9 protein-coding genes are annotated in these 12,511 nt (G+C 64.8%); 6 read left to right on the forward strand and 3 right to left on the reverse strand.

Features of this window, described 5'->3' with window-relative positions:
- The first annotated feature begins 222 nt into the window (after positions 1–222).
- From KF823_14480 to KF823_14505, 6 genes are all read left to right on the forward strand, one after another.
- Positions 223–570, forward strand: coding sequence for a hypothetical protein (locus tag KF823_14480; protein ID MBX3727113.1), 348 nt, complete (start codon positions 223–225; stop codon positions 568–570).
- A gap of 58 nt (positions 571–628) precedes the next feature.
- Positions 629–1,885 (forward strand): TolC family protein, encoded by a 1,257-nt coding sequence (locus tag KF823_14485; protein ID MBX3727114.1) that lies wholly within the window; start codon positions 629–631, stop codon positions 1,883–1,885.
- Positions 1,882–3,141 (forward strand): efflux RND transporter periplasmic adaptor subunit, encoded by a 1,260-nt coding sequence (locus KF823_14490; GenBank protein ID MBX3727115.1) that lies wholly within the window; start codon positions 1,882–1,884, stop codon positions 3,139–3,141. Before KF823_14485 ends, KF823_14490 begins: the two co-directional genes overlap by 4 nt.
- Before the next feature lie 9 nt (positions 3,142–3,150).
- Complete coding sequence (locus KF823_14495) at positions 3,151–6,390, forward strand: CusA/CzcA family heavy metal efflux RND transporter (GenBank protein ID MBX3727116.1); 3,240 nt, start codon at positions 3,151–3,153, stop codon at positions 6,388–6,390.
- Positions 6,387–6,971, forward strand: coding sequence for a cation transporter (locus tag KF823_14500; protein MBX3727117.1), 585 nt, complete (start codon positions 6,387–6,389; stop codon positions 6,969–6,971). The genes KF823_14495 and KF823_14500 overlap by 4 nt, the downstream gene beginning before the upstream one ends.
- A gap of 147 nt (positions 6,972–7,118) precedes the next feature.
- Entirely contained in the window at positions 7,119–9,596 is a 2,478-nt protein-coding gene (locus tag KF823_14505) for a heavy metal translocating P-type ATPase (GenBank protein MBX3727118.1), read from the forward strand.
- 360 nt (positions 9,597–9,956) lie between these two features.
- On the opposite strand, the gene KF823_14510 is transcribed toward KF823_14505, so the two are convergent.
- Genes KF823_14510 through KF823_14520 form a run of 3 tightly spaced genes read right to left on the reverse strand, consistent with a single transcriptional unit; the run spans position 9,957 to position 12,466 of the window.
- Positions 9,957–10,844, reverse strand: a complete 888-nt coding sequence (locus KF823_14510) for a hypothetical protein (protein MBX3727119.1) — start codon at positions 10,842–10,844, stop codon at positions 9,957–9,959.
- A 19-nt stretch (positions 10,845–10,863) separates the two neighbouring features.
- Positions 10,864–12,240 carry a site-specific integrase gene (locus KF823_14515; protein MBX3727120.1) on the reverse strand — a complete coding sequence of 459 codons (1,377 nt, stop codon included), beginning with the start codon at positions 12,238–12,240 and terminating at the stop codon, positions 10,864–10,866.
- On the reverse strand, positions 12,233–12,466 hold the full coding sequence (locus tag KF823_14520; protein MBX3727121.1) for a hypothetical protein: 234 nt from the start codon (positions 12,464–12,466) through the stop codon (positions 12,233–12,235). The genes KF823_14515 and KF823_14520 overlap by 8 nt, the downstream gene beginning before the upstream one ends.
- Positions 12,467–12,511: the final 45 nt, after the last annotated feature.

Here is a 12,511-nt window from a genome sequence, read left to right on the forward strand (position 1 = left end):
CCCTCCGGGATTCCCGGGGCGGTTCATAGGGGCTTCGCGCTTCGAGGTTTGGTTCGCCAGACCTGTGGCTCGACCAACGATCTGCAGGTGCCTTCGGCAACCATGGCGCCCGTCGGTCGGGTCACGGATCTCCGCCGAACACGGTCACTCGCGTGTTCAGCATCGCCTGAGGACGTGCGATTGTTATTGTATCCCCAACAAAAGCCGCCCCATAATCCGCCGATGCATCGTCCGCTGAACAAATTGCGTCGGAGCGTCGCCATGCTGCTGATTGCAGTCATGCTGATGGTCCCCGTGCTCGATGCGTTCGCCTGTGCGCTGGAGCCGGTAGCAGGCCACTCGACCGAATTGGTCACTGACGAAGACGCAGACTCGCCCGATGAGAGGGGTGACTCCGAGCGCTCGCATGGCGTGTGTGCCCATAACCATTGTCATCACACCACGGCAAGCGTTCCTTCGGACGAAGCCTTGGGTCTGAATATTCGACCGAACAGAGCTGTCCTGGCCTTCCAGGATCATGTTCGTCGATCGTTCGTCTCCGACGGACCGATTAAGCCTCCCAGGATCTGACGTGCTGGGCCCGCGCTTGCGGGCATCCCACGTCATTTGATCGATCCAGGAGTTCCCAATGCATAAGTTGCTTGGTCGACCGCTTGCAGCGGTTGGTCTGGCTGTGGCTGTCTTGGTGTGCACAACGCCGTCCATGGCGTCGCCACCGAATCAGACCGCGCCCTCTTACGAGTCCCTGATCGCGAGGCTCGAGCAGACGCCTTCCGCGATGGAAGCCGAAGCTCTATCCGACGCCGCCAATGCGCGCGCCCAGCAAGCCCGTGCGCTCCCCAATCCGACCATCGGGCTGGAAGCCGAGAACGTCTACGGCACCGGCCCGTACACCGGTCTCGGAAATGCCGATACCACCGTGTCGATCAGCCAGCCACTTGAGCTGTTTGGTCAGCGTGGCGCCCGGATCAACGCCGCCCGCGCCGAGGCCAACGCGGTCGGATTGCGGAGTGAACAGATGCTTTGGCAGGCCGCTGGCCGCTTGGCACTGGTGTATGCAGAGGCCGAGGCCGCCGCGCGTCGCTATGAACTTGCAGCAGAAACCCTGTCGCTGGCCGAACAAGATGCGCGTGCGGTTGGCCTGCTGGTCAAGGAAGGACGCGAGGCTACGCTGCGTGGTGTCCAAGCCGACAGCGAAGCCGAAGCCGCACGCGCGACCTTGGGCCAGATGCAGGCGATGCGCGATGCGGCCTTCGCGCGTCTGGCTGCAGTCGCAATGCTTGACGAGCCGGTGCAGGCGATCGGCGACAGCCTTCTGGATCGCACGCCCCCGGCGAATGCGCTCCATACCGATGTCCCGTTGGCCGTTCGTATCGCACAAGCCGAGTATGAAACGGCCAATCGCCGCATCACAGTTGAACAGCGGCGCGCGCGTCCCGCCGTCAACGCGACGATTGGCGCGCGTCGCTTCCGTGAGACGGGAGATGAGGCCTTGATTATTGGATTGAACGTGTCGCTGCCGTTGTTTGATCGCAACCGGGGTGGTATCAGCGCCGCCTACGCGGATCAACGCGCTGCGGAGGCGCGTCTTGTTGCGCAACAACAAGAGGTCAAGGCTGCGCGACTTGCGGCAGAAGCAACGCTGTCTGCCTCCAACATGCGTGCGCAAGCCGCGGATAGCCGCGTCGCTGCGGCCGGGGAGGCCTACCGGCTGGCCCGAATCGGATTCGACGCCGGCCGCATCTCGTTGCTGGAACTTCGCAGCACGCGCGCGGCATTGAATGCATCGCGAGCTGCCGCCGTCGACGCACGTATCGCGCGCGTTCTTGCAGAAATCGACCTGGCGGGCCTGGAAGGCCGCGTTCCGTTCCGGGAAGCACAATGAAAATCACTACTAAGAATCAACTGATCCTTGCCGCTGCACTTCTCGCGGCCCTCGTGCTTGGTTTCGGCCTTGCGAAGCTCCCGATTGGATCGGGGACGAAAACCCCCAGCGCGGGCCACTCTGATGACGACGGTCATGCGTCGCAGGGGGACGATCAGGAGCGGGAAAGCCATACAGATCATGGCGCGAAAGACGGCCATGATGAAACGGAACAGCAAGGCCATGACGCTGGAGAGGCCGAGAACGAGGAGGGTCTCGTTGCCTTGACGCCGCAGCAGATCGAAGCTTCGGGTATCAATGTCGTAGCGGTGGGCCGTGGCGGTGGTGAGGAAACCAGGCTGAGTGGCCGCGTGGAGCCTGCCATCGGGGCACGCGCCACTGTCGCAGCGTCGATAAGCGGTCGCGTCGAGCGCGTCATCGTGGCGCCGGGGACGCGCGTACGCGCGGGCGATCCCCTTGCAGTGGTAGTCAGCGGCGAGGCGGCAACGATGCGCGCCAACGCCGATGCCGCACGTGCGGAGGCGGAGGCGGCAAGGCTGGTGTATCAGCGCGACCGGTCGCTGGTGACCCAGGGCGTCGTTGCGCGCCAGGAGCTCGAAACCTCCCGCGCACGGTCGCTTGCTGCTGACGCGGGTGCCCGTGCGGCGACCGCGCAGGCGCGTGCTGCAGGGACGCCCGATGCGGGCGGGCGCGTGACGATCACCAGCCCTGTCCCGGGCGTTGTGGGGGCAGTACAGGTGGCTCCGGGTGGCTTTGTGAGTGCCGGCGATATCATCGCGAACGTCTCCGATCCATCGCAGACTGAGCTGGTCTTTTCGGCGCCACCGGCGCTCGCGGCGCAGATCGCTCCCGGAGCGCGGGTCGAGGTCATTGCCCCGAGCGGAAACTTCGCCGCCATCGTGCTGGGTGTCGCAGCCGATGTACGCGAACAGGGGGGCATGGCGATCATCCGTGCGCGGCCCGAATCCGGTCCATTGCCACCTGCAGGGTCCGCGGTCGCCGGCGTGATCGTCTCCGATGAAGGCGGCAACAGCCTGACCGTGCCTGTCGATGCCGTGCAAAACGTTGACGGGCGTTCGGTGGTGTTCGTGGCAGGCGACACGGGCTTTCGTGCACTGCCGGTGCTGGCAGGCCGGCGGGCGGGCGGGCACATCGAGATCCTCAACGGACTGTCTGGCCATGAACGCATCGCCGGAAAGAATGCATTTCTGCTCAAAGCCGAGCTCGCCAAGGGCGAAGCCGAGCACGGTCACTGAGGACCCCACATGTTCAAGATCATCATTGAAACGGCCGTCCGCTACCGATGGGCCGTTGTCTTCGTCGCGGCTGTCATCGCGGCCTACGGCCTGTTCCAGCTCAGCACGCTTCCCGTTGACGCGGTTCCGGACATCACCAATCGCCAGGTTCAGATCAACACGATCGCGCCGGCTCTTGCGCCCGGACAGATCGAGCGCCAGGTGACGTACCCCCTTGAAACGGCCTTGGCCGGTATCCCGGGGCTGACCAGTACCCGCTCGATCTCCCGTAACGGATTCTCCCAGGTCACCGCGATCTTCACCGACCAGACCGACATCTATTTCGCGCGCCAGCAAGTGGCGGAACGCATGCGGGAAGTACAAGAGGACTTGCCCGAAGCAGTGACGCCGATGATGTCGCCCGTGACCACGGGTCTTGGCGAGGTGCTGATGTGGACGGTGGACTTCACGCCGTTCGATCCGGAGAGCGTCGTTCCACCGAATGAGCCTGGTTGGCAGGCCGAGGGCGTCTATCTGACGCCCGAAGGCGATAGGCTGAGGACGCCGGAGGCGCGTGCCACCTACCTTCGCACCGTGCAGGATTGGATCGTCGCACCGCAGATGCGCTCTGCCCCGGGACTCGCGGGTGTCGACACGATCGGCGGCTACGTCAAGGAGTATGCGATCCGCCCGAACGCCGAACGGTTGGCCGCCTACGGCCTGGGCTTGGGTGACCTCGTGGTGGCCTTGGAACGCTCCAACGTCCAGGCGGGCGCCGGATTCATCCAACGTGCTGGCGAAGGCCTGATCGTCCGGGCCGACGCCCTGGCGCAAACCGTCGACGATCTGGCACAGGCGCCGGTCGCCAATCGCGACGGCCTCGTTATCCGCGTCGCGGACGTGGCGAGCGTTGGTCTGGGGCAGGCACCGCGTCTGGGCGCTGCCACGCGCGATGGTCACGAAGCCGTGCTTGGAACGGCGTTGATGATTGCCGGGGGCAACAGCCGCACCGTGGCGCAGTCCGCGGCCGAACGTCTCGCCGAGGTCAATCGTTCCTTGCCGCCCAGCATCGTGGCCGAACCCGTGCTCGATCGCAGCGTGCTGGTGAATTCGACGGTCAAGACGATCGCCAAGAACCTGACCGAGGGCGCGTTGCTGGTGATTGCCGTGCTGTTCCTGCTGCTGGGCAACTTCCGTGCGGCGGCCGTCACAGCGCTGGTGATCCCGTTGTCGTTCCTGTTTGCGGTCATCGGCATGAACCGCTTCGGGATCAGCGGCAACCTGATGAGCCTGGGCGCGCTCGATTTCGGCATCCTCGTCGATGGCGCGGTGATCGTGATCGAAGCCACTCTGCTCATGCTTGGCCAGAAGCAGGCCGAACTGGGTCGCGCACTGTCTACGGGCGAGCGTCTTGGCGTGGCGATCCAGGCGGCGCGCAAGATGGTGCGGCCTGCCGCGTTCGGTCAGCTGATCATCCTGCTGGTGTTCGCGCCCATCCTGACGCTGGAGGGTGTCGAGGGCAAAACGTTCCAGCCGATGGCAGCGACCTTCATGCTCGCACTCATCGGTGCGTTCATCTTCTCCTTCACATTCGTGCCGGCGATGGCTGCACTGTTCGTGCGCGAACCCAAGACCCAGCCTGGGCACGCATCAGATCAGGGAGTTGACGGCGGTCACAGCGGCGAACACGAAACCCGCATCATCCGTTTCGTGCGCAGCAAGGTTGAGCCGGTGATCCGTATCGCGGTGACGCGGCCACGTACCGTTCTAGCCGGTGCCGTCCTCATGCTTGCGATCGGCCTGACGGCGTTCCTCTCGCTAGGCCGGGAGTTCATGCCGACGCTCGACGAAGGCAACCTCGCGATGCAGGCCTTGCGGGTTCCCTCCGCTTCGCTGGAACAATCGCTGACGATGCAGCTCGAGCTGGAGAAGGCGATAACGGCCGAGCCGGAAGTAGAAACGGTGTTCTCTCGTACCGGTACCGCCGAAGCCGCCATCGATCCGATGCCGACCAACATCTCTGACAGCGTTATCGTGCTCAAGCCGCGCTCCGAGTGGCCTGACGGGTCACTGGGCAAGGACGAGTTGATCAGTCGGCTCGAAACCGTGGTCGGCAACCAGATCGGCAACGCTTTCGAATTCAGCCAGCCCATCGAGCTGCGATTCAACGAGCTGATCTCCGGCGTGCGCACCGACCTGGCGGTCATGGTCTTCGGGGACGACTTCGACACCATGCAGAGAACCGCGGACCAGGTTGCGCTCAAGCTGCGCGCAGTGGAAGGTGCAGCCGACGTCCGCGTGGAGCAGGTCTCCGGATTGCCGACGCTTACGGTGCGCGTCGACCACGCCGCCGCCGCGCAGTACGGCCTCACCGCCGCTGACGTCAGCGAAGCGCTCGCGACCGGGGTCGGCGGCGCCTCAGCGGGCAAGATCTTCGAAGGCGATCGTCGCTTCGACGTGGTGATCCGGTTCGACGAGGAAACACGCAACGATCCGGCGCAGCTCGCTGCGCTGCCCATCGTTGCGCCGGACGGCACGGTGGTGCCGCTGTCGTCGGTCGCACGAATCGAGGTCAGCGAAGGCCCCAACCAGATCAGCCGCAACAACGGCAGCCGGCGGATCGTGGTGCAGGCCAACGTCCGTGGCCGCGACCTGGGCGGCTTCGTTCAGGAGGCGCAGGCTGCGGTAGCCGACGTATCGCTTCCAGCTGGCGTGTACCTGACCTGGGGTGGACAGTTCGAGAACCTTCAGCGCGCAGAGGCGCGGTTGATGATGGTGGTTCCGGTCGTGTTCCTGCTGATCGGAAGCCTTCTGTACATGGCACTGGGCACGATCCGAGAAGCCGCATTGGTATTCCTCTGCGTGCCATTGGCGCTGGTAGGTGGTGCATTGGCGTTGCTCCTGCGTGGCATGCCCTTCTCGGTTTCAGCAGCCGTGGGCTTCATTGCCGTGTCGGGCGTAGCCACGCTAAATGGGTTGGTGATGATGCAGGCGATTCGCGAGCACCTGACCGCCGGCGATTCGCCGCTGGAGGCTGCCGCCGCCGGCGCGGCAAGTCGCCTGCGTGCGGTGCTGACAACGGCGCTGGTGGCAATCGTGGGCTTCATCCCGATGGCCATCGCAACGGGATCCGGTGCGGAAGTGCAGAAGCCACTGGCAACCGTCGTCATCGGCGGTCTAATCACGGCCACAGCGCTGACCTTGCTGGTGCTGCCCACCTTCGCTGCGCGGGCCTTGAAGCAGCATCGCCACCGGCGGCATGCGACATGACGGCCGAAGTCGCCTCGCATAAGCGCATCTTGCGACAGGTCCTGTTGTGGAACCTCGGCCTGTTCGCCGGGTTGGGCGTGGCCGGTTGGATGGCCGACTCCAGCGCACTGCTCGCGAACGCCGTCGACAACGGGTCGGATGCAGCCGTGTATCTGCTGAGCTATATCGCCCTCGACCGTCGTTCCGCGTGGAAACGTGGGGCGGCGTCGGTGTCGGGCGTCATGCTGCTGCTGTTCGCTGCTGCCGTCATGGCGGACGTCGTCAGGCGATGGCTTTATGGGGCGGAACCACTGGGCCCAGTGATGATGGTGCTCGCACTGCTGGCGGCTGCCATCAACATGTGGTGCCTCATCCTGCTGCGGCGCATTCGTTCCGACGACATCAACCTGAAGGCCGCGGAGACCTTCAGCTTGAACGACTTCATCTCCAATGCCGGCGTCATCGTCGCAGGTGGACTTGTGCTGTGGCTCGGCACGTCCTGGCCGGATCTCGTGGCGGGCGCGTTGATCGCCGTAGTCGCTTTCAGGGGTGGGATCGAGATCCTGAAGAGCGTACGCGAGGACAGGCAAGCTCCAGAGTAGGCGGATCGGTTTGCGCGGCGGTCGACGGGCTCCAAGCGACCATCCTGACCCAAGTGGCAAGCCACCTCGCCGAGCGGTGTAATGCTAATTGAGACGTTCTTGCAAGTTCTATAGCAACCCATGCCTTGACCTCAAAGTAGGATGGCCATGACCGAAAAGCTGCGTATCGACTTGCAGATCCTGCTGCCGCAAGTGCCAGATGAAGCGGATGCCTGCGTCGGACGATTGATCGACGACTTGAAGGGACGCAACGGCATTCAAGAGGTGCACGTACGTGCTGGCGTCGGCAGCACGCCAGCGCAGGTGTGTATTCATTACGACCCGGATACCGTGCCGCTCGCGCGCATCCGTGACCTGGTAGAAGGGGCTGGTGCGGCCATCAGCGACCGTTATGGACATGCCTTGTGGGAAGTCGAGGGCATTGGTCATGAGCGTCGTGCGCGCACCGTGGCGGAACGGCTCAAGTCGCTCCCCGGCATCCTGGAGGCCGAAGCCAGCGCCGCCGGCATGATGCATGTCGAGTTCGACCGCTCGGAAATTTCCGAGGAGCGCATCCTCGCCGTTCTTGCCGGCATGAAAATCGTGCCGGCCAGCGGCAAGGGGGAGCAGCACGGCGAAGCCGAACATGTGCACCGCGATGGCGACGGCCATGCACACGGCAAGGACGAAAAGAGTCATGCGCATGGTGGCCTGCTGGGACCCAACACCGAACTGATCTTTGCGCTGATATGCGGGGCCTTCCTGGTCGTCGGCTTCGCCATGGAGAAGCTCGCTCCAGGGGCGCCGGGATGGGCGCCGCTGGCGTGCTACGTCGCGGCCTACGTCTTCGGTGGCTTCTACACGTTGCGCGAGGCGATCGACAACCTGCGCCTGAAGCGTTTCGCAATCGACTCGCTGATGTTGGTCGCCGCCGCGGGCGCCGCGGCGCTCGGCTCATGGGCCGAGGGTGCGCTGCTGCTGTTTCTATTCAGCCTGGGACACGCGCTCGAGCACTACGCGATGGGACGCGCCAAGCGCGCCATTGAAGCACTGGCCGAGCTCGCCCCGCAGACAGCCACTGTGCGACGAGATGGTACGGTGCGTGAGGTTCCGGTTGAAGAGCTCGCCGTCGGTGACGTGGTACTGGTCAGGCCGAACGAGCGTCTGCCTGCCGATGGGTTCCTTCTGCTCGGCACGACCAGCGTCGATCAAGCACCCGTCACCGGCGAGAGCATTCCGGTGGACAAGCGTCCCGTGGGAGATCCTGCAGACGCTCGTGCACGACCCGCTAGCATCGATGCCGAGTCGCGCGTGTTCACCGGCACGATCAACGGCAGTGGCGCGATCGAGATCGAGGTCACGAGGCGATCGAGCGATTCGGCGTTGGCGCGGGTCGTCAAGATGGTCAGCGAAGCCGAAACGCGCAAGTCGCCGACGCAACGCTTCACAGACAAGTTCGAGCGCATCTTTGTTCCAGCGGTTCTGGCGCTGGCCTTCTTGCTGCTTTTTGCGTGGGTGGTCATCGACGAGCCGTTCCGTGACAGCTTCTACCGCGCAATGGCGGTGCTGGTGGCCGCCAGCCCCTGCGCGCTGGCGATTGCGACACCAAGCGCGGTGCTGTCAGGCATTGCCCGAGCGGCACGTGGCGGGGTGCTGATCAAGGGCGGCGCGCCACTGGAGGAACTCGGGTCGCTAAACGCAATGGCGTTCGACAAGACAGGCACCCTGACCGAAGGCCGTCCGCGCATCACCGACGTCCTGCCGATCGAAGGCGTGCCGGAGGAAGAGCTGTTGACGGTCGCCGTCGCTGTCGAGTCGCTGAGCGACCACCCCTTGGCAGCCGCCATTACGCGCGACGGCCGCGAACGATTGGGCAGCGTCGCCATTCCAGCTGCCAGTGGCATGCAGAACCTCATCGGCCGCGGCGTGACCGCCAGGCTTGGTGACGAGACTGTCTGGATCGGCAAGGCGGAAATGTTCGGCTCCGAGGGCATTGCGCCGCTCGGCGCGTCCGCTGCCGCGTCCATCGCGCAACTGCGCGAAGCGGGCCGCACCTCGATGGTGGTGCGGCGCGGCACCCGGGATCTTGGAGCGATCGGTCTGCTCGACACGCCACGCGCCGGGGCTCGTGAGGCGCTTCAGCGTCTGCGCGAACTCGGTATCCGCCGCATGATCATGATCTCCGGCGACCACCAGAAGGTCGCTGATGCGATTGCCCGGGATGTGGGTCTGGATGAGGCCTGGGGCGACCTGATGCCCGAAGACAAAGTCGAGTCGATACGCAAGCTGAGGGAGCAGGACAAGGTCGCGATGGTCGGAGATGGGGTCAACGACGCCCCGGCGATGGCCAATGCAACCGTCGGAATCGCGATGGGTGCGGCCAGCTCCGATGTCGCGCTTGAAACCGCGGACGTTGCGCTGATGGCAGACGATCTGCGCAACCTGCCGTTCGCGGTCGGGCTCAGCCGACACACCCGTGGCGTGATCCGCCAGAACGTGTTTGTCAGCCTCGGCATCGTCGCCTTTCTTGTGCCAGCTACGATCTTCGGCCTCGGCATCGGGCCGGCAGTGGCGATTCATGAAGGTTCGACGTTGCTGGTTGTGTTCAATGCACTCAGGTTGCTTGCTTACAAGGATCGCAGTTGATGCAGCCCGTGACGCTGCCGATGCCGTAGTGAACTGGCGGCCCCGGGCCGGTTGACGATCTCTATTTGCGCGCAACGCGAAAGTTCTAACCGGAGCCGATACCCGGCTCAGCTTGGTCACTGACCTGCGTGCGATAGTGCGGCCTTCCACCACTTCGCCATCCACCGGTGACAAGCTCTGGGCCTCAAGCGCTTCGGCGATGGCCTGAATCGACTGGGATTACAACGAGGACTGCGCAGTAGATGCGAGCGACCCGGCCGCCCGGTTCCCTGCCAAACACCGCGCTCCAGTCCAGGTGGCTGAAGTACCATTCAAGCCCGAACTCTCCAAGGAGCTGGCGGTTCGGGTCTTAGGGGCAGGTCATGTGAGATAAGGATCGGGAGGTCCTTTGGTCCCAGTCGACTGGAACGGGATGTCCCAATCCTCGACCTCCTTCAGGTCAGCTGATGCTGTTCGCGTTTTCTCACAACTCATCTGGTCGAAGGAGCGCACAACCCGACCGATGGCCAACGGATAGCTCCCGGGTCGCGGTGCCCGGGGGCCGCCCAGCAGTTCGCGCATCAGTCCGCCCAGTCGAGGAGACCGGGCACAAAGGACGCTGAGCGCCGGTTGCAGCCGCTGCCGACCGAGGGCCTCGTGGTCCCTGGAGTCGGAGGGCTTGTGCATTGAACAGGTGTAGCACCAGATCTTGCCGAGGTCGTGAAGCAGGCCAAATGCGATGCCCAGCTCCCGATCTGCCGAGGGCAGCCCGGCAGTGGTGGCGACCATGGTGGCCACGTCCAGGGAGTGTTCGGCCAGGCCGCCGGGGTAGGCGTGGTGATCGCGGCGGGAGGCGGGGCTGGTCCAGTATCCGTGCAGGGCATCCCTGCAAAGCAGGGCGCGGGTCAGGAAATCGCGCAGCGCGGCGTGGCTCAGTCCGTCGATCAGGCGCGTGGTGCGTCGCAGGACGCCCGGAATCGGGCACAGGGACTCCGGAAGCAGGGCACTGAGCGTCGGGTCCTGCCCTTGGTGCAAGCTGAGCAGCAGCACATCCTCGGCCACCAACCCCACGTCCAGGGTGGTGGCGAAGCCCCAATGCAGGCCGGGCGGGGTCGCTGGGTCCAGATCCAGCCAGGTCCAGGCATCGATACAGCCATCACAGTGATAGAGGCGGCAGCGCTGGCCGTGGTCCGGGTTGTTTCCGGGCAGAACTTCGACGACAGCCGGGAACTTCAGCGTCGGCGGGGCAGCGGTATACAGGTCTTGCATGGCAGTCCTCCGTGGACGCTCAGGGCGCACGCTGGGCGAGGGTGAGCAGCGATGCCAGTTGCTCCGGGGAGAGGGCCCTGAGGGCTGCCAAGGCCGCCGTGGCATCCACGGGCGCAGTCTCGGCGGGCGCCTGGGTGGCCTTGGGACGTACGGGCGCCGTACCGGTCGCAGCTGCCAGCCGGCTGTGCACCAGGCCGGCGAACGCCTGCCCGTCCTGGCGCGTGAGGTTGGGGACGAAGCGCGAATAGACCTTGAACAGCATGGCCGTTGTGGAGTGCCCCATGACCTGGGCGATCCACTCCGGGCTCTCGCCGGCGGCCAGCATCAGCGTCGCTGCCGTATGGCGGGTCTGGTAGGGGCGCCGCGGGGCGAAGCCCAGATGGCGCAGCAGGGGATACCACACCCGATTGCTGAAGTTGTGCGCGTCCATCGGGCCGCCTTCGGCGCTGGGAAACACCCAGGGACAGGCAGGGTCCCGGTTCCGGAGCCGGTTCTCCATGGCTTCCCGGACCATCGGAAGCATGGCGATGTCGCGCAACGAAGTGTCGGTCTTGACCCCGTCCTCTTCGTGGCCGTTGACCACGGTCTCCCGGACCAGGATCAAGTTGCGCTCCAGGTCCACATGCTTCCACTTCAGGCCGTTGACCTCGCCGGTGCGCAGGCCGGTGAAGAAGCGTACCGTCAGGTAATCCCTGTAGTCCGGACGGACGGTGACGAGGATCGTGCGAACCTCCTCGAGCGTGAAGGGCTCGACATCGGTGCGCTTCTGCTTCAGGGGCTTGATGCCGCGGAAGGCCGGGGTGAACTCGAAGCGATCTGCAGCCTCGTTGAGGATCTGCCGCAGGAAGCACATGATCTTGTTGATCCTGGCAGCGCCCAGCGTTCCACCACCACGCCCCGGTAGCTTCGCCAGCTCCGCCCGGAACGCCATCACGTCAGCCTTGATAATGCCGTGCAGCGGCCGTTCGCCGAAGGTCGGCAGCAGGTTCTTGTCCAGCACCTCGCGGACCCCCTGCCGGTGAACGCGCCGCCACTGGGGTGACATCTCGAGAAACCAGAGCTCGGCGAACTCCGCGAACGCAGGCATCTGCCTCTCCGGTGGCGCTGCCGCCGACGCCTGCGGCGGGGCAGGAGCTGCCCCAGACGCCGCCCTTGTCGGGGCCCCCAGCTGGCCGCCGAACAGCGCCGCCTTCGGACTTTCCGGGAAGAACACCCCATAGTCGAAGCTACCGCGCTCGATCTCCCTCTGGATCCGATTGGCCAGGGACTGGAGTCGCTTGCGGTGTTCTGGCGTGTCCCCCAGGGCCGTTTGCTCCCGGCATCGGACGCCTTGATAGAAGAAATCCAGATAGAGGGCTCCAGTATCCACCCTGACGCGAACGTTGACCTTAGCCATGGGCGAAACCGCCGTTGGCCATCGGAATGCCCATGGAAGGAGTCGCAGACGCCAATCCGATGTCGCGCTGGATCGGCTCCCAGAGGAAAAGCAGCTTGCGACCTCCGAACGGGCGGATGTAGTGCACGCCCTCCAACAGGACGGAGTCCTTCAGGCGATTGCGGATGGTCCGGGGGTCGTAGTGGATGCGTGTAGCCAACTGCTCGGTGGTGAGGTACGTTGCCATGGATTGCGCTCCTGTCGTGCTCGATCAACGAGCGTCGCGTCAAGG

The sequence above is a fragment of the Lysobacterales bacterium genome, from assembly GCA_019634735.1.
Lineage (GTDB): Bacteria > Pseudomonadota > Gammaproteobacteria > Xanthomonadales > UBA2363 > Pseudofulvimonas.

What these genes read in the sequence shown, in the direction of transcription:
- KF823_14520 (MBX3727121.1), bottom strand. Translation starts at nt 12,466, where the DNA reads ATGGCAACGTACCTCACCACCGAGCAGTTGGCTACACGCATCCACTAC.
- KF823_14515 (MBX3727120.1), bottom strand. Translation starts at nt 12,240, where the DNA reads ATGGCTAAGGTCAACGTTCGCGTCAGGGTGGATACTGGAGCCCTCTAT.
- KF823_14500 (MBX3727117.1), top strand. Translation starts at nt 6,387, where the DNA reads ATGACGGCCGAAGTCGCCTCGCATAAGCGCATCTTGCGACAGGTCCTG.
- KF823_14480 (MBX3727113.1), top strand. Translation starts at nt 223, where the DNA reads ATGCATCGTCCGCTGAACAAATTGCGTCGGAGCGTCGCCATGCTGCTG.
- KF823_14510 (MBX3727119.1), bottom strand. Translation starts at nt 10,844, where the DNA reads ATGCAAGACCTGTATACCGCTGCCCCGCCGACGCTGAAGTTCCCGGCT.
- KF823_14490 (MBX3727115.1), top strand. Translation starts at nt 1,882, where the DNA reads ATGAAAATCACTACTAAGAATCAACTGATCCTTGCCGCTGCACTTCTC.
- KF823_14485 (MBX3727114.1), top strand. Translation starts at nt 629, where the DNA reads ATGCATAAGTTGCTTGGTCGACCGCTTGCAGCGGTTGGTCTGGCTGTG.
- KF823_14495 (MBX3727116.1), top strand. Translation starts at nt 3,151, where the DNA reads ATGTTCAAGATCATCATTGAAACGGCCGTCCGCTACCGATGGGCCGTT.
- KF823_14505 (MBX3727118.1), top strand. Translation starts at nt 7,119, where the DNA reads ATGACCGAAAAGCTGCGTATCGACTTGCAGATCCTGCTGCCGCAAGTG.